The 17,707-nt window shown below is 71.3% G+C and carries 12 protein-coding genes; 1 reads left to right on the top strand and 11 read right to left on the bottom strand.

The genetic code is table 11. From position 1 onward, the window contains the following. Nucleotides 1-78: 78 nt before the first annotated feature. From HZ992_RS17000 to HZ992_RS17015, 4 genes are all read right to left on the bottom strand, one after another. Nucleotides 79-3,429, bottom strand: coding sequence for an ATP-binding protein (locus HZ992_RS17000; RefSeq protein ID WP_209383013.1), 3,351 nt, complete (start codon nucleotides 3,427-3,429; stop codon nucleotides 79-81). Nucleotides 3,430-3,508: 79 nt separating this feature from the next. Next, nucleotides 3,509-4,660, bottom strand: coding sequence for a hypothetical protein (locus tag HZ992_RS17005; RefSeq protein ID WP_209383014.1), 1,152 nt, complete (start codon nucleotides 4,658-4,660; stop codon nucleotides 3,509-3,511). A 31-nt stretch (nucleotides 4,661-4,691) separates the two neighbouring features. Then, nucleotides 4,692-5,006 (bottom strand): hypothetical protein, encoded by a 315-nt coding sequence (locus tag HZ992_RS17010; RefSeq protein ID WP_209383015.1) that lies wholly within the window; start codon nucleotides 5,004-5,006, stop codon nucleotides 4,692-4,694. Between the two features lie 170 nt (nucleotides 5,007-5,176). Beyond that, entirely contained in the window at nucleotides 5,177-9,712 is a 4,536-nt protein-coding gene (locus HZ992_RS17015; RefSeq protein ID WP_209383016.1) for a hypothetical protein, read from the bottom strand. Between the two features lie 182 nt (nucleotides 9,713-9,894). Between HZ992_RS17015 and HZ992_RS17020 the strand changes: the two genes are divergently transcribed. Further along, nucleotides 9,895-10,233: a hypothetical protein gene (locus tag HZ992_RS17020; RefSeq protein ID WP_209383017.1), complete on the top strand. Its 339-nt coding sequence runs from the start codon at nucleotides 9,895-9,897 to the stop codon at nucleotides 10,231-10,233. Here HZ992_RS17020 and HZ992_RS17025 read toward each other — a convergent pair. From HZ992_RS17025 to HZ992_RS17055, 7 genes are read right to left on the bottom strand one after another with little or no spacing between them, the layout of a single operon-like run. Beyond that, complete coding sequence (locus HZ992_RS17025; RefSeq protein ID WP_209383018.1) at nucleotides 10,208-11,038, bottom strand: SDR family oxidoreductase; 831 nt, start codon at nucleotides 11,036-11,038, stop codon at nucleotides 10,208-10,210. The two genes, HZ992_RS17020 and HZ992_RS17025, sit on opposite strands and share 26 nt — an antisense overlap. Continuing rightward, nucleotides 11,035-11,772, bottom strand: coding sequence for an SGNH/GDSL hydrolase family protein (locus tag HZ992_RS17030; RefSeq protein WP_209383019.1), 738 nt, complete (start codon nucleotides 11,770-11,772; stop codon nucleotides 11,035-11,037). The genes HZ992_RS17025 and HZ992_RS17030 overlap by 4 nt, the downstream gene beginning before the upstream one ends. A gap of 13 nt (nucleotides 11,773-11,785) precedes the next feature. Next, nucleotides 11,786-12,562 carry an enoyl-CoA hydratase gene (locus HZ992_RS17035; protein WP_209383020.1) on the bottom strand — a complete coding sequence of 259 codons (777 nt, stop codon included), beginning with the start codon at nucleotides 12,560-12,562 and terminating at the stop codon, nucleotides 11,786-11,788. Between the two features lie 39 nt (nucleotides 12,563-12,601). Beyond that, nucleotides 12,602-13,162: a DUF1569 domain-containing protein gene (locus HZ992_RS17040; RefSeq protein WP_245213076.1), complete on the bottom strand. Its 561-nt coding sequence runs from the start codon at nucleotides 13,160-13,162 to the stop codon at nucleotides 12,602-12,604. Beyond that, complete coding sequence (locus tag HZ992_RS17045; RefSeq protein ID WP_209383021.1) at nucleotides 13,159-14,040, bottom strand: alpha/beta hydrolase family protein; 882 nt, start codon at nucleotides 14,038-14,040, stop codon at nucleotides 13,159-13,161. The genes HZ992_RS17040 and HZ992_RS17045 overlap by 4 nt, the downstream gene beginning before the upstream one ends. A gap of 57 nt (nucleotides 14,041-14,097) precedes the next feature. Then, on the bottom strand, nucleotides 14,098-15,297 hold the full coding sequence (locus tag HZ992_RS17050) for an acetyl-CoA C-acyltransferase (RefSeq protein WP_209383022.1): 1,200 nt from the start codon (nucleotides 15,295-15,297) through the stop codon (nucleotides 14,098-14,100). Nucleotides 15,298-15,322: 25 nt separating this feature from the next. After that, the gene (locus HZ992_RS17055; protein WP_209383023.1) at nucleotides 15,323-17,707 is read right to left on the bottom strand and encodes a 3-hydroxyacyl-CoA dehydrogenase/enoyl-CoA hydratase family protein; all 2,385 of its coding nucleotides are present in this window, start codon (nucleotides 17,705-17,707) and stop codon (nucleotides 15,323-15,325) included.

The following is a 17,707-nucleotide window of genomic DNA, read 5'->3' on the forward strand; positions in this document are numbered from 1 at the left end:
GGACGTCAATCGCGTTTCCCCCGACGAGATGGTGCGCCTGCGTGTCACCGTGGCGACACACTGCACCGGTCGTTGCAGCTATCCGATCGCGCCACCGGCCCGCAGCGCCGCGAGCCGGTCGGCCAAGGTCGGCTCTCGCGCAGCGGCGGCAAGCAGGTCGCGGTTCACCGGGTTGCGGTTCAGGAACGAGTCAACGAACTCGGCGGGCATGTCTGCGGCCACCGCCTGCGCGATCCAGTCCACGCCCTGCTGCAACGCAGCCACGGCCGCCGATGGAACGCGGTCGCGCAGGGCTTGCGCGATCGCCCACCACGCCAGGGGCGGGTAGCCGCTCACGCCGCCCGCGGCGAGACTGTCACGCAGGGTCAACGCTTCGTCGGCCGCTGCCGCCGCATCACCTGCTTCGAGCAGTGCCACGACGCGTTCGGCGCGAGCGCCACGGGCCTCGGCAGAGATGTCATGCGAGAGCGCCCGCTCGATCGTCCCGGCCAGAGCCGCCGCCCGCTCGGCCGCAGGTTGGGTCCCGAGCCGGGCGCGCTCGAGCGTCAACTGCGGTCGCACGTCCTCCCCGGCTTCTTCTCCGGTGGGCATGGGCCCGCCGAGCTGGCCGGCCACCCAGAGCTGCAAGCGCAACGCGAGCGCCCTGGCCCGATACCCCGCGGCCAGGCCAGGGCAGGCCTGCACTTCGGCCAGCGCCTGAATCGCCAGATGCGGGCGGCCCAGTTCGGCGAGGATCAGTGCACGCTCCAGCGGCACCATGCCAGCCACGCTCCCCAGGTCGCCGGCAAACCGTTGCCGATGCGCCTGAAGCGTCTTCAGCGCGTGCGCATGGCGTCCGCAGCGGCGCAATGCGCGGGCCGTTGCCGTGGCGACGAACGTCCAGGTTTCGGCGCCGTCCTCGACGCGATCCAGCACACGGGCCGCCTGGTGCAACAGGGCCAGCATCGCGTCGAACTGCCCGAGGTTCTCCTGCAGAATCGCCCGCTCGTGCCAGTTCAACGCCAGTTCGCGCCAGGATTGCAGGGCTTCGAGATCGGCAGCTGTCTGCTCCATGACCTCGCGCGCCTCGGCAAAGCGCTTCAGGCGACACAGCACGACGCCCAAGGAATGCATGGACTCCGCCGCCGCGCGGGTGTCGCCGAGCTCGCGCCACAGCTCGGCACTGCGCCGCATCGGGGCCTCGGCTTCGGCCGTGCGCCCGGTCCAGAAGGCTGCCGCAGCAAGTGCCATGCACCCGTAGGCTTGCAGCTTGCGGTCACCTGCCGGATCCGCGTAGGCCAGGATCGCGAGGGCATGTCGCTCGAGGCCCGGGTAGTCGCCCTCGAAGTCGGCCACACGGACGGCCATGAGCTCGGCCATCGCGCGCTGGCGCTCGGTGCGGGCCAGGTCGTGCAGGCGGTCACGCAGGGCACGCAGGCGCGCCGCGTCCGACAAGCGCCCCTGGGATTCGGCCGCTTCGAACAGCTGATCGAAAGCCTGCGCCTGCTGCCCGGCGGCCAGCAGCAGGTCGGCCGCGGTCTCGTGGTGCTGCGCCGCGACACCCGGCTGGAATCCGGCCAGGGCACGCTGCGCCGCGGCCACCAGATGCGGCACCGCGCGCAGCCCTTCGCCTGCCTCTTGCCAGTGCGAGGCGATGCGTGCCGGCTCGGCGGCGCGGCCTTCCAGGTGCGCAGCGAGGTCGGCGTGGATCCTCTTCGCGACCGGGGCCGGCAGCGAGCGCAGCGTGGCCTCGTGCACCAGGTCGTGGGCGAAGGCGTCGTCTCGCAGCACCTGCGCCGCCTCGAGCTCGGCCCAGCGGTCGGCGAGGCCGAGCGCGCCGACGCCGAGCACCGCCTCCGCGACCTGCACGTCGAAATCCACGCCAGCCACCGCGGCGAGCCTCGCCAGTTCCAGCGCGGCCGGCGAGAGCAGCCGCAAGCGCCGCTCGATCAGCACGCTGACGTTGGCGGGAACGCCGCCGCGGCCGCCGGGACCCATGCCGAGCTTCAGGGTCTCCAGCGCGAACAGCGGGTTGCCGCCGGTGCGGCGCACGAGCTCTGAGGCGATGGCCTTGCCATCGATGCCGGGCAGGCCGAGCGAGTCGACGAGTGCCGCCATCGCCACCGCGGACAGCGGCTCGACGTCGACCCGGTAGAGCACGCCGGCCTCCTGCAGCGTGTCGCGCAGTACCGCGGCAGCCGCTCCGCCCTCGGCCGGGCGCTGCGCGAACAGCCAGTGCAGGCCCTGCTCGCCGCCTTCACCGGCCAGCGCGAGCAGCATCTCGACGCTCGCGTCGTCGGCGAAGTGCAGGTCGTCGATGGCCACGGCCTCGGCCGACGCGCGCGCCAGAACCTGGCACACCGCGTTCTGCAGCAGCAGGCGCTGGCCTTCGGCCGGCAGCGGCACGGAAGGCGCGAGTTCAGGCAGCACGCGGGCGAGATGCTGCCGCTGCTCGGGCGCGATGGCGTCTGCAGTGCGCGGCAATGCGTGACGCAACAGCCGCGCCAGCGTCGCATACGGAATGGCCGCATCGCCGGGCCGCCCCTGCACGACGGCCAGGCGGCGATCGCGGCCGATCTCGGCGACGAGCCGCGACTTGCCCATGCCGGCCTCGCCGAGCAGCAGCACCACGCCGCCGGCGTCCCAGGCGTCACGCACCGCGGCCAACTCGCGCTCGCGGCCGATCAGCCGCGGCGGGCGCATCAGCGTGGGCAGGGCGCGGCGCGCCACGGGTGCGACCAGCGCCGGCACTGCAGAGTCACGCAGAGCCTGGGCCAGCGCTTCCGTGTCAGCGTGCGGACGCGCGTGGTGGGTGTGGGCCAGCTGGTGCACCAGGCGCTGGTGCACCGCCAGGCCCGCGGCACTGTCGCCGCGCAGGTAGTGCAGCCGCATCAGCTCGCGGTGCGCGCCTTCGGCATCGGGATCGGCGGCGAGCAGGGCCTCACCGGCAGCGAGCGCGGCGTCGAGGTCGCCGTCGGCCTCGGCATGCGCGATACGCTCACGCAGCAGCGCGGTCTGCGTGGCATGGTGGCTGCTGCGTCGTGCGGCGAGCCACACAGCGAACTGCGGGCTGTCGGCGAAATCGAGCTGCCCCAGCAGCGGCGCGCCGGCCTGGCCGGCCGCCATCAGCACACCGGGTGCCAGGGCCAGCACGTCGCCCTCGGCCAGCAGCGGCACGCCGAAGCTCTTGCGAAAGCGCAGCATTTGCTGCCGCAGATTGCGCCGGGGGTCGTCGGAGTCGGGCCACAGCCACTGCGAGGCGCGCTCGCGCGTGCAGTCGGGCTCGAGCGCAGCCAGCGCGCACAGAGCGGCAGCGCGGCGCTCGAGCGCCACGGCCTGGGCGCCGTCGAGTTGCACGAGCGGATCGCCGTACAGCAACAGGCGCGCGACGGCGATCCTTGGGCTCGGGGCCTTGGACTCGGGGCGCGCGCGGTCGGCAGACTGGGGCATGCGAGACAGGTGGTATCCAGCCAGGGCGGCAAGCGGTGTGGACATTCTGCAGCCTGGGGTGGTCAACGCGAGGGCGCGATCAGCGTGCAGGCGGCGGGCAGTCGACGCTGCCCGACTTGTCCTTCTTGCCTCCCAGAGCACCCAGAAAGCCGCCCACCGCCGCACCCACGTTGCGCCCGTGGCCGCCGCCGAGCGCAGCGCCGCCCACCACGGCGCCCGCATCGGCGGCCGTGGTGACCGAGGCGGCGTCCTTCGGCGCGCAGGGGTCCGCCGCCGCCGGCCTGGCCGCCTGCGCCGGCGCAGGCGCGGCCACGACAGCCGTCGCAGCGGCAGCGCCAGTGGCGGCCACGGCACCGCCCGTCGCAGCGGGGGTCGCTGTGTTGCTCGCCTTGGCGGGCGGCGCCGCGCCGGCGCGCCGCAGCGCAACGGTGATCGTCGCCTTGCCGCCGATGCGCCCCGGCACGTCGACCGTGCGCGTGGCCTCGAACGACTGCGCATCACGCGGCATGTCGAACACTTGCACCGGCAGCAGCGGCAGGCGCAGCGCCATGGTGCGCTGCGCGCCGTCCTTCGCGTCGCTGCTGTCCCATTCGCCGGCGGCAGCGGGCTTGTCCATGCGTGTGACCTTCTGGACGGCGTAGCGCACCTGCGCAGGGTCGAGGTCGACCGCCGGTGGCTCGAAGTGCAGCTTGCCGTCGACGCGATCGATCTGCACGAAGGGGTCGTTCAGCTTCGCCGCACCTGGCCCCTCGGCGGCCATGGCGATGCGCGTGCGCAGGTGTTCGACGCGGCCGAACTTGCCGGCCCGCTCGCGATTGAGATCGCCCGCGCCCTCGCCGTCGGCCTTGGCCAGCCGGGCGGCGCTGTCGATCACCTCCTCGGCGTCGAGCTTCATCCAGGCCGGATTGCCGGCGCGGCCGGAGCGGCTGATCCACGAGTCGTATCGCTGCTCGTTGTTCTTATCGGGCATGTTGCTGGCCACCGCGCCGCGCACCTTCTGCGTGTAGTTCAGCGTGCCGCGCACCTCTTGCTGCACGCGCCAGGTGGTCTTCTCGCTCACCAGCGTGTCGGGGCCGCGGCGCTCGCCGGGCTTGCCGGTCTGCTGGCCGGAGGCGTCGTAGCGCACCGTGTAGTCGATGGCCCACTGCGCGTGGGCGGGCAGCGTGGCGGCAAGCAGCGTGGCCGCGCCGAGGGCGGCGGTGGCGATGCGGGCAAGGGCTTGTTGGGTCATGGCGTTCTCCGCGGTGTGGTGTGGCCGCACTTCACCTCGTGCGCACGGTGATGCGGTAGCAGGTCTCCTGGCGCACGGTGGCGTTGTCGGCTTGAACGGCACCCGCTGCCCCACCCTGGCCACCACCGCGTCGGGCTGCAACTGCACCCGCTCGGCGGCAACGGCGAGCACCAGCTCGGAAGCAAGCGGCGCCAGCGAGCATCAGCTCGGAAGCGAGCGGCGCCAGCGGTTCCTCGCCCGCGCCGGCCGGGCGCGGCATCAGCGGCGCCAGGTCGGCAGACTCTTCCGCAGAAGGCGCCGCACCGCTCCGGGCGAAGGCGGCGGGCAGGGCCAGGGTGTTGGTCATCAACAACGCCAGCCGGGCCCGTGCCCACCCACCGATCAGGCAGCAACCGCGCGGCCGGGCTCCCGCACGTACGAGACTCGCAGGGCACCCGCTGCGAGCATCACTCGTGAGCAGCTGCGTGGTTTCAGACAAGCGGGCGCGCATGGGACGGTCGCCCCGCAGGCCCGCCATCAAGGTACCGTCACCATCGTCGGCGCGGACCTGTTGGCGATGTCGCCCAGCGCGAAGCGCAGATTGCTGCCCCAGGCGTAGACCACATTGCCCGGGCCGATGACCAGTGCATGCGTATTGCTGGCCGAGAGTGCGGTGAAGCCGCTCAAGCCCGGGGAGGCCACCGGGCGCGGGATGGGCTGGCTGCCGCTCGCGACCGGCCCGAGCAGACCGCTGGCGCGGCTGCCCCAACCCAGGATCTGCCCGTTCTTCAGCGCCAATGTGGCCGCGCTGGTGCCGCTGGCCAGGGCCGTGACGCCGGTCAGTGTGTCGGCGCAGGGCAGCCCCGTGCAGGTCTCGGCCAGAACCGCCACCGGGCCGAGCATGCTGCCGCCGATCACGCTGCCCAGGCCCAACTCGCCGGCGCCGTCGTAGCCGCTGGTCACCACGGAACCATCGGCGCGCACCACGAGCAGCGAATAGTAGAAGCTCATGCCGAAGCTGCGCGCGTTGCCCCAGGTGTTGGGCAGCAGGAGCGGGCCACCCAACCCGCCGACGATGCCGCTGCCGGACGGCGCGACACCGAGGCCGCCGTACGGGTTGGCGCCCAGGCCGTAGACGCGACCGTCCTCGAGCGCGATGACCAGCGGCGGCGAGCCCGAGGTCGTCTTGCCGGTGAAGATCAGCGCGGGCGGTGAATCGGCCGGCAGACCCGGCATGGCGAAGGCGACGCCTGTGGAGCCGTAGCCTTGCCCGAGCAGCGAGCCGACGAACCACACCGTCTTGGCCGAGCCGGGGTTGCAGTCGGTGGTGGTGCCGGCACTGCTGATCGCGCGGATCATCGCCAGCTGCTCGCCGCCACCGGCGATGGCGCACACCCGGTCCACCGGCTGCGGCACGTTGTTCACGCGTTCCAGCACTTCGACCGGCGCCGCTTCGTTGTCGCGCGGCGGGATCGAGCTGCCGAGGCTGCCGTTGCCGTCGCCGCCGCGGCCGTCGGAGCCGGCAAGGGCGCGGCCCCAGTGCAGCACGCGGCTGCCGGCGCTTCCGGGCTCGCCCTTCAGCGCCCAGTAGCTGTTGAACCAGCCGCTGATCTCGCGCACATCGGTCAACACCGTCGGGTACATGCGCACCGGACGCTGCGCCTGGTTGGCCTGGAGCAGGTTGGTGTACTGCACAGCGCCGTCGTTGCGGATGTATTGGCCCCAGGCCCAAACGCTGCGGTCGGGCCGCAGCACCATGCTCCATTCCTGGCCGGCGACGATCTGCGTGGCGGTCAGCGCGTTGGCGGGTACCACGGGCGTCACGGTGAGCCGCGCGTCGCGGCTGGTGGTGCATGCACCGTTGGCGAGCGGGCCGTTGCAGACGATCACGCGCACCGTCGCGCCGTCGTCGCTGGCCTGCAGCGGGCCGATGTCGAAGGTGCTGCCCCCAAGCGGCGCAGTGGGCGCGCCGATCCGCACCCAGTAGTACGAGAGCGGCCCGTTCGCGCTGGCCACGACGCTGAAGGTGGCCGTGCCGCCCTCGGGCGCGCTGACGTCGGCCACGTCTTGCGTGATGACGGGCACCGCCGGTGGCGCGGTGACCGTCAGCAGGGCACCGTTGCCGATGGCCACGCCGCCCGGGCTGTAGACGACCACGTTGTAGACCGCCCCATTGTCGGCGTTGGTGGTGTTCGCTGTCGTGTAGCCGGTGCACGAGGTGGCCCCTGAGATGGCCACGCCGTTGCGTGTCCACTGGCACTGCGGCGCGGGGTTGCCGGCGACGGCGAGGCTGAATGCCGCAGCCTGACCTTCGACAACGCTGCGGCTGGCCGGTTGGGCGGTGATGCTCGGCGCGCCCGGTGCGGCGATCACGGCCAGGCCGGCGGCCGTGCTGGTCACGCTGCCGGCCTCGTTGGTGATGGTGACGGTGTAGTTGCCGACGTCGCTGCCGCCCGCCGCGTCGATGACGAGCACGGGCGAGGTCGCGCCCGGCAGCACGCTGCCGCCGCGCGACCACTGGAAGGCGAGGCTGCCAGCCCCGCTGGCACCGACCGCCAGCACGGCGCGCTGGCCCTGCGCCACGGTCAGCCCGACCGGCGGCGCGACGATGGTCGGCGGCTGCAGCCCTGGTTGCAGCGGCTGCACCGTCAGGCGCGCCGGCAGGCTGCGCACCGTAGCGCCACCGCTGCTGACCACGGCGACGTATTCGCCCGCCTGATCGGCGATGACACCGGTGAGCGACAGGATCGGATCGGTCGCGCCGACGACCGTCTGGCCGTCGCGTTCCCAGCGGTAGGTCAGCGGCGCCGCGCCGGTGGCGACGACCGCGAAGGCCGCATTGCCCCCGGCCTGCACCGACTGCGCGGCCGGGCCGCTGACGATGCCCAACGGCGGCGGTGGCGTGGCGCTGCCGGTGCCCACCGTGAGTCGCGCCGCGCGGCTGCGCACGGTGTCCTCGGCGTTGCCTACTTCCAGCGCGTAGAGGCCGGCGTTGGCGGCGTTGACGCTGCCCAGCGCCAGCGTCGGCGCGTTGGCGCCGGGGATGCGCGTGCCGTTGAATGTCCACTGGTAGGACAGCGGCGCGGCGCCGTCGGCCAGCGCGGTGAACACCGCGGTCTGCCCGTTGCCCACGCTCAGGTCCTGCGGTTGCACCGTGATCGAGGGCGGCGTGAGCCCGGTGGTGACGTTGATCGTCGCGGCCTGCGAGGTTGCCGTGCCGCCGAGTGTCGTGTAGGTGGCGCGGAACTGGCGGCCACGGTCGGCCACCGTCAGCGGCCGCGTGGAGACCAGCGTGTCGGCGCCGGTGCTGTAGTACGCCAGCATGAACGGGTCGTAGGCCACGTCCTGACGCACCCGGTTGAACCAGACGGCCGCGTCGACGTTCTGCCACGGCTGATCGTCGGCCGCGCGGGTCTGCCAGGTGACTGCCGTGGGCAACGGGAAGCCCTGGAAGGCGACGCCCAGCGACAGGGTCTGGCCGCTGCGGAAGGTCTGGCTGAGCGGCTGGGTCGTGAAGCGCGGCTGCGGGTACTGGGTGCTCACCGTCAGCGTCGCGGGCCGGGAGGTGGCGCACTCCTGCGGGGTCGTCACCGTGGCGGCGAGGCAGAAGCGGGCCCGGAACTGCGCGCCGTTATCGCGCGCGGCCGAGACGATGCCGCGCAGAATGGTTTCGTCGGGCAGAACGCCGTCGCCGTTGGCATGCGAGTAGAGGCCGTCGGCGGGCGGTGTCGCGCCGGGCAGGATGGCCGGCACGTCCGCCCAGGTCGAACTGCCGGCGGCCGCACGCTCCCAGCGCGCCGTGCCCTGCAGGCCTTGCGGCCGCGGAAAGTTCAGCAGCATGCCCGAGCGCATCGGCAGGTAGGCCTGGACGCCCGGGGTGTTGTTCGCCTCCACCGACTGGCCGCTGAACACCGCACGCCCCACCGGATGCTCCGTGACCGCGATGCGCGGCGGCGTGAAGCCTCGCAGCACCACCAGCGGCGGCACCAGGTTGTCCTGCGTCCAGATGACGCCCAGGTCATCGCTGAAAAGCCCGCCTCCACCGCCGCCTTCCTGCACGCACTGCACCCGCAGGCTCAGGTGGCTACCGACGCTGTCGATGATGGCGTTGGACGGAATGTCGGCGGCCGGGCCGAGCAGCGCGGCCAAGCCCACGCTCGGGGGCAGCGGACGCCACTGGTCGCTGGCGGTGTTGACAGGCACCAGCGAACGCCTCGCGACGGTGACGTTGCGGTAGGACTCGAGGTAGTCCTCGCTGTTGGGGTCCACCGCCACCCGGTTGACGCCGCTCATCGGGTCGCTGGGAAGACGATAGACGACGGCGGTCTGCCGGATGAGGCGCACGCGCATGTCCCGCGTCCAGCATTGCTGCAACAGGTCAGACGCTTCGGGCACCACCACGCCCCAGTCCACCTGGGCCGGCTGGTCCACCGCTGGCTGCTGCACGATGCGTGCGTTCGTGCCGGTGGGCGGGAAGCTCACCCATCCCGAGTTCTCGAGCCGCAGCGTGAGGGCGGCCTGCGTCGGCTGCGGCGGGGTGGTCGGGTTCGGCACAATCCAGCCGTCGCGCGGTGCGCTGACGGGCAGGAAGTACGACAGGCTCCTGACGCGCGCCGTGACCGTGCCACCGTCGACGGTGACGTCCTCGATCAGCTCCCAAGGCCGCCCCGGCGTGACCTTCAGCAGCGCCGGCTTGCGGTCCGCCGGCAGGGCGGCCACGTCGAACGGCACCGTCACCGCCACTGGTGCCTGGAAGTGCAGCCCATGGGGCGTGACGGCGTACATGTCGCCGAGCGGACGAAAGCCCGCCGGCACCGCTGGCGCGTCGGTCGAGTCGCGCGCGATGCTGATTGACAGTTCGGCGCCGCCGGACCCCAGTGCACCCGCGGGCACCTCGACACGAGCGCCGTCCACGCCCACGATCGTGGCGCCCGCCGCGCCGACAAGCGCGGTGCCGGATGGGCGTTCGAGCGGCAGCGACTCAGCGCCGCCATCGTTGCTGCTGCCTCCTCCGCAACCCGCCAGGAGCCAGGCGCTCGCCAGCACGCCGATGAAGTGGGTGATCCGCCGCATGTTCCGCTCCCATGGCCCGCCCCGGGGCCTTCGAGCAGGACCTTAGGGAGCGCAGCGTCACGCGAGCGTCACGCAGCGTCGCCACGCCACGACGGCCGGGCACCGATTCGAGGGGGTCACTGCGGACCGGCGACGAAGAGCAGCCTGTCCAGATAGCCACGACCTGCAGCGATGATGCGGCTATGCCCTCCCCGATTCGCCTGCACCTCGCCCGGCACGTCCTGCTCGAATGCCCGGACGGCACCTGCCACGCGCCCGGTGCCCCGGCCGCGCTCGTCGCCGTGCGCATGGCGCTCGAAGGCGCCCAGTCGCTCGGCGGCCGCGACTGGATCGGGGGCGATGCCGTGCTCACGCTGGCGTCCGGCGTCGAGGTGATCGACGCCGCGGACGGCTGGCGCGAGAACTACCTCGCACGCTCACCGGTGCTCGGCCTGCTGCCGGCCCGTCTGCACGGCGCTCTGCGCGCGCTCGGCCTGGCCGCCGCGCAGGCCTCGATCAGTCGACGAAGAAGTCCGGGATGAAATCCTTCGTGCCCGGCGTGACGCTGTACTGGTCGAAGTCGCTCACGCCGTACTGCGCGAGCAGCGCATCGTCGATGAAGAAATTGCCGGTGGTCGCCTTCGGGTCGCTGGTGAGCACGAGGTAGGCCGCATCCGCCAGGATCTGCGGCGTGCGGCACTTGCCGAGATCGACGCCCGGGATCATCTGCAGCGCCGCGGTGGCGATGGCGGTGCGCGGCCACAGGCTGTTGACGCCGATGCCGTACTTCCGGAACTCGCCCGCGTGGCCGAGCGTGCATTCGCTCATGCCGTACTTGGCCATCGTGTAGGCCACGTGCGGCGCGAACCAGTGCTCTCGCATCGACAGCGGCGGCGACATGTTCAGCACGTGCGGGTTGCGCCCGGCCTTGGCCGATCGGATCAGCTGCGCCAGGCAGGCCTGCGTGCACAGGTACGTGCCGCGCACGTTCACGCCGAACATCAGGTCGAAGCGCTTCATCGGCGTCGCGTCGGTCGGCGTGAGGCTGATGGCGCTGGCGTTGTTGACGAGGATGTCGATGCCGCCGAAATGCGCCGCGCCGCGTTCGACCGCGGCCAGCACGTTGGCCTCGTCGCGGATGTCGGTCTGCAGCGCCAGCGCGTGGCCGCCCGCGGCCTCGATCTCGGCGGCCGCGGAATGGATGGTGCCGGGCAGCTTGGGGTTTGTCTCGGCCGTCTTCGCGGCGATGACGATGTTGGCGCCGTCGCGCGCCGCGCGCAGCGCGATGGCCAGGCCGATGCCGCGCGAGGCACCGGTGATGAAGAGGGTCTTGCCCTTGAGGCTCATGGTGTCGTCTCCGTGTCGTTGTTGGTGGTGATCAGCCGTCCGGCGACGTGGTTCGCCAGCGCCTCGCCGCAGGCGCGGTAGACCGGCTCGCCGGGGTGGAAGCCGTCGTCGGCCATGTGCTCGGGGCCGAGGGCATAGTCGATCGGCAGGTGCGACACGTCGTCGCGCGTCGCGGCCCAGCGTGCCACGGCCCGGTCGTGGCGGCGCGCATCGCCGCCCATCACGTGGCGAAGCGGCTGCGGCAGCAGCGGGAAGCGGTGCACCGGCGGCAGCGGTGCGAAGACCGCGTGGCGCACCCCGGCATGCTCGCGCAACCAGTCGACCAGCACGGCGCGCTGCTGCACCGCGCGGTGCGAAGGCACCTGGTCGATGACGTCGTTGACGCCGAGCACCACGACCGCGATCTCGGCCGGCGAAGGCGCTGACTGCTTGAGCAGGTCCAGCGCCTGCACGGTCGTGATGCCACTCTTCGCGACGAGCTGCCAGCGCACGCGGCGGCCGCTGCAGCGGGCGAGCGCGCGCGTCAGGTGGCCGGCGAGCGCCTCGTCCTGCGTGCGCACGCCGACGCCGGCGGCCGACGAGTCGCCCACGATCAGCACGCGCAACACGCGGCCCGCGCCCACCTGGCCCTGCCGCGGGCCCTCGGGCTCGGGCAGCACCGGCGCACGGCGGCGCGTGGCCACCGCCTGCACGACCAGCAGCGGCGCGAGAGCGAGCTTCAGCGCCAGCGACATGGCGGCCGGCCGCTCAGGAGAACTTCGAGAAGTCGGGCTTGCGCTTCTGGAAGAAGGCCTGGAAAGCCTCCATCGCCTCGGGGCTGCGCAGCCGCGCGCTGAACAGCTCGCCTTCGATGGCGATCGTCTTCAGGATCTCGTCGGTGCTGGTGCGGCGCAGCAGCTTCTTCGTCTCGCGCACGGCCCCCGGCGGCAAGCCGTTGAAGCGCTCGGCGATGCGGCGCGCGTGGTTGACCACCTCGCCGGCGGGCAGCACGGCGTTGGCGATGCGCGCCTCCACCGCATCCTCGGGCGAGAAGGGGTCGCCCAGCAGCAGCTTCTCGGCCGCCTTCACGTTGCCCAGCAGGCGCGGCACGACCAGGCTGGAGGCGAACTCCGGCACCAGGCCGAGGCTCACGAAAGGCATGGCCAGCCGCGCTTCGTCCGACACGTAGACCAGGTCGCAGTGCAGCAGCATCGTGGTGCCGATTCCGATGGCCGCGCCGGTGACGGCGGCCACCACCGGCTTGTCGATGCCCACCAGCGCGCGCATGAACTGGAACACTGGCGACTCCGCCGCGTTGCTGCCCGAGCCGGGCGGGCGGCTCATGAAGTCCTCGATGTCGTTGCCGCTGGTGAAGATGCCCGGCTGGCCGGTGATCAGCACCGCGCGCACGGCCGGGTCGGCCTGCGCGGCGTTGAGCGCGTCGGCCATCGCCTGGTACATCGCCACCGTCAGCGCGTTCTTCTTCTCCGGGCGGGCGATCTCGATGGTGGCCACGCCGTTCAGCGTGGCGGTCTTGATGCTCATGCAGGTGTCTCCTGTGGGTTCGGTCGGGTGGTGGCGCGCTCAGGCTGCCATCTCCTGCCAGTGGTTGGCCAGGTGCATCAGGTGGGCGCGCAGGTAGTCGGGTTTGTCGAGCGCACCATAGGCGAAGTGTGGGGCCAGCGCGCCGGTGTGGCCATCGAAGGCGCGCAGCGAGGCGACGAGGCGATCCACGGCCGCGTCCAGCGCCTGGCCGGCGGCGATGTCCGGTGCGCCGGGGATCGGCTCCGACAGCGAATGGCTCATGCGGCCACGCGCCGAGAAGACCGCGAAGGCCGCCGGCCCGACCGTCGCGCGGAACCATGCCGCCTTGGGCTGCGGGAAGCCGGCGAGCGAGTACTCGACGCTCTGCGCCGCGTGGATCAACACCTTGGGCAGGTCCCAGGTGCCGGTGGCCCGCGGCGGCTTGTCCTTGAGCGACTGCAGAGTGGCCAAGGCGGCCGGCAGCGAACCGAAGCTCGCATCGGCCACCGGCGCCGCGCCGCAGGCCGACAGCAGCATCGGCGACGAGCCGATCAGCACAGCGCCGCCGCGCACGAGGGCCTGGCGGCGCGCCGGATTCGTCGGTTCGGCGTGCAGATTCAAGCGGCGGCTCCCCGAGGCAGTGCCAGCTCGCTCAGCAGCTGCTCGGCGCGCTGCCAGAGCGTGGCGCGGAACTGGTCGCGGAAGAAGCCGAAGTGCCCGATGCGCTTGGCCTGCACGTCCGCAGGAGTGATGCGCTCGATGCGCCGCGGCGCATTGGCGTAGCAGTCGATCAGCACCTGCGTGCCGCGCTCGGTCATCAGCTCGTCGTCGGCGATCGACAGCGCGACCACCGGAAACCGCGCCGCCGCGAAACGCTCGCGAACCATCGCACCTTCGGCACCGACGTGATAGCGCGGGTGCATGCACCACTTGCGCCACTGCATCACCACGCCCTTGGGCAGGTTGCCGACCTTGCCGATCCGCTGGCCCGGAAAGTAGCCGAACAGCGCCGTGCCCACCGGCACCAGCACGTGCCAGAAATACAGCACGATGCGCCTGAGCTGCGGTGCGTTGTCGCGCCAGTAGCCGCTGCCGGCGGCGATCGACAGCAGCCCGGCCAGGCGGTCGCGGTGTCGCAGCAGCCCGGGCAGTTGCGCACCCAGGCTGTGGCCGATCAGGTAGATCGGCAGATCGCCGCTGCGCGCCGCCAGCGCCTCGATCACCGAGTCGGTGTCGGCCGCCCAGTCGAACAGGTCGGCGCGGAATCCACGCAGCGTGCCCGCCAGCGGCGGCGAATCGCCCATGCCGCGGTAGTCGAAGGTGGCGACCCGGTAGCCCTGCTGCGCCAGCCAGTCGGCGAAGGCGCGGTAGTAGTCCTGGCGCACGCCCATCGCGCCGCCGATGACCACGGCACCGCGCTGCGGCTCGCCTTCCGCCGGCTCGAAGAAGCGCACCGACAGCGGCGTGCCGTCATCCGCGGCGAGCGTGTGTGCATTCATGACGTCTCCCCCGAAATGAACGAAGCCACCCGAAGGTGGCCTCGTCGGTTGACGCGATCAGACGCGTTCGATGATGCCCGCGGCGCCCTGCCCCATGCCCACGCACATGGTGACCATGCCGTACTTCAGGTTGTGGCGGTGCAATGCATGCACGACCGTGGCCGCACGGATCGCGCCGGTGGCACCCAGCGGGTGGCCCAGCGCGATGGCGCCGCCCATCGGGTTGACCTTGCTCGGATCCAGCCCGAGGGTGCCGATCACCGCCAGCGCCTGCGCCGCAAAGGCTTCGTTCAGCTCGATCCAGCCGAGGTCGTCGAGCTTCAGCCCGGCGTAGCGCAGCGCGGCCGGGATGGCCTCGATCGGGCCGATGCCCATGATCTCCGGCGCCACACCGCGCGCGGCGAAGCTGACGAAGCGCGCCAGCGGCTTCAGGTCGAACTGCTTGATGGCCTTCTCGCTGGCCAGGATCAGCGCGCCCGCGCCGTCGCTCGTCTGCGAGCTGTTGCCGGCGGTGACGCTGCCCTTGGCGGCGAACACCGGGCGCAGTTTGGCCAGGCCTTCGAGCGAGGTGTCTGGACGCGCGCCTTCGTCGAGGCTCACGGTGCGCGTCTTCGTGCTGACTTCACCGGTGGCGAGGTTCGGGAAACGATCGACGACATCGATCGGCGTCATCTCGGCCGTGAACTCGCCGGCGGCCATCGCCTTCAGCGCCTTCTGGTGCGAGGCCAGCGCGAAGGCGTCCTGCGCCTCGCGCGACACCTTCCACTGCGTGGCCACCTTCTCGGCGGTCAGGCCCATGCCGTAGGCGATGCCGACGTTCTCGTCCTTGGCGAAGATGGCCGGGTTGAACGAGGGCTTGTTGCCGCCCATCGGCACCATGCTCATCGACTCGGCGCCGCCGGCGATCATCACGTCGGCCTCGCCGATGCGGATGCGGTCAGCAGCCATTTGCAGCGCGGTCAGGCCCGAGGCGCAGAAGCGGTTGACAGTGACGCCGCCCACCGAATGCGGCAGCCCGGCCAGCACCATCGCCACGCGCGCCATGTTGATGCCCTGCTCGGCCTCAGGGAACGAGCAGCCGATGATCGCGTCCTCGATCGCCTTCGGGTCGAGCGTGGGCACCTGGCGCAGCGCGCTCTGCACCGCGGCGACCAGCAGGTCGTCCGGGCGCGTGTTGCGGAAGTAGCCCCGGCCCGACTTGCCGATCGGCGTGCGGGTGGCGGCAACGATGTAGGCGTCTTGCACTTGTTTGCTCATGTGAATCTCCGTGTCGTTGCCGTGATCAGTTGCGCACCGGCTTGCCGGTCTGCAGCATGCCCATGATTCGCTCCTGCGACTTGGGGTTCTCGAGCAGCGCGCAGAAGTGCTTGCGCTCGAGCGCCATCAGGTACTCCTCGCTCACCAGCGAGCCGGCATCGACCTCGCCGCCGCAGACCACGTCGGCGATCAGCGAGGAGATGTGGAAGTCGTGCGCGCTGATGAAGCCACCGTCGCGCATGTTGGCCAGCTGCCCCTTGATGGTGGCGATGGCGCTGCGGCCGGCCACCGGGATCAGCGTCTTCGCCGGCGCGCGATAGCCGCTGTCGAACATGGCCTTGGCCTGCTGCGTGGCCACGTAGAGCAGTTCGTCCTTGTTCGGCACGATCACGTCGCTCCACAGCAGGTAGCCGAGCTTGCGCGACTCGATCGCGCTGGTGCCTACCTTGGCCATCGCGGCGTTGGTGAAGCCGTCGGTGACGAACTTGAAGATATCGGCGTTGGCGTTGCCCGCCGCCGCCATTTCGGCCGCGCGGCGCGCGATGTAGGTCAGGCCGCCCGCCCCGGGCACCAGGCCCACACCGACTTCCACCAGGCCCATGTACGACTCCATCGCCGCCACGCGCTTGCTGGAATACACCGCCAGCTCGCAGCCGCCTCCCAGCGCGATGCCGCGGATCGCGCTGACCACCGGCACCTGGGCGTAGCGCACGCGGAGCATGAAGTCCTGGAACTTCTTCAGCTCCGGCGCGATGCCCTTGGCACCGCTCTTCATGAAGACGGGCATCAGCGCTTCGAGGTTGGCGCCGGCAGAGAACACGTCGTCCGGCGACCAGATCACCAGGCCCTTGTAGCCGGCCTCGGCCTTCTCGAGCGCGACCTGCAGGCCTTCGGCCACCGTCGGGCTGATCAGGTGCAGCTTGGCGGTGATGCTGGCGATCAGCACCTCGCCGTCGAGCGTCCAGACGCGCACTTCCTCGTTCTTGAACACCTCGGTGCCGGCGGAAAGCGGCGCCACGGCGCCCGAGCCGACCACGTTCTCCGGGAAGAACTGGCGCTGGTAGACGCCCAGGCCGCTGCGCGGGAGGTACTTGCCCTGCGACGCGCTCCACGAGCCTTCGGCGCTATGCACGCCATCGCGGCCGTCGAACACCCAGGCCGGCAGCGGCGCCTTTGCACAGCGCCTGCCGGCGTCGATGTCGGCCTTCACCCATTCGGCGACCTGCTTCCAGCCGGCCTGCTGCCACAGCTCGAACGGGCCTTGAGAGGTGCCGAAGCCCCAGCGCATCGCGAAGTCGACGTCGCGCGCGCAATCGGCGATGTCAGCCAGATGCACCGCGGCGTAGTGGAAGCTGTCGCGCAGGATCGCCCAGAGGAACTGCGCCTGCGGGTTGCTCGATTCACGAAGCAGCTTGAGCCGCTCTTCCGGCTTCTTCTTGAGCATGCGCGCGACGATCTCGTCGGCCTTGCCGCCGGCGGGCACGTACTCGGCCTTGGCCGGGTCCAGGCGCAGGATGTCCTTGCCGACCTTCTTGTAGAAGCCCGCGCCGCTCTTCTGGCCGAGCGCGCCCTGCTCGATCAGCTTGGCCAGCACCGGCGGCGTGCCGTAGCTCGGGAAGAACGGATCGTCGGCGAGGTTGTCCTGCAGCGTCTTGATGACGTGCGCCATCGTGTCCAGGCCCACCACGTCGGCGGTGCGGAAGGTGCCGCTGCTGGCGCGGCCGAGCTTCTTGCCGGTCAGGTCGTCGACGACGTCGTAGCTCAGACCGAAGGTCTCGGCTTCCTTGATGGTGGCCAGCATGCCGGCGATGCCGACGCGGTTGGCGATGAAGTTCGGCGTGTCCTTGGCGCGCACCACGCCCTTGCCCACGGCGCTGGTGACGAAGCTCTCGAGCTGGTCGAGGATCTCCGGCCGCGTCGTCGGCGTCGGGATCAGCTCGACGAGCGACATGTAGCGCGGCGGGTTGAAGAAGTGGATGCCGCAGAAGCGCGGCTTGATCTCTTCGGGCAGCGCTTCGCTGAGCTTGGTGATCGACAGGCCCGAGGTGTTGGACGCGACGATCGCGTGCGGCGCCACTGCCGAGGCGATGCGTTTGTACAGATCCAGCTTCCAGTCCATGCGCTCGGCGATGGCCTCGATGATCAGGTCGCACTCCTTCAGCTTGTCGAGGTGCTCTTCGTAGTTCGCGGCCTCGATGAGCACGGCGTCCTCGACGATGCCCAGCGGTGCCGGCTTGAGCTTCTTCAGCCCCTCGATCGCCTTGGTGACGATGCCGTTCTTCGGCCCTTCCTTGGCGGGCAGGTCGAACAGCACGACCGGCACCTTGACGTTGACCAGATGGGCGGCGATCTGTGCCCCCATGACACCGGCGCCGAGCACGGCCACCTTGCGAACGTTGAATCGATTCAT

The organism is Rhizobacter sp. AJA081-3 (genome assembly GCF_017795745.1).
Lineage (GTDB): Bacteria > Pseudomonadota > Gammaproteobacteria > Burkholderiales > Burkholderiaceae_C > Piscinibacter.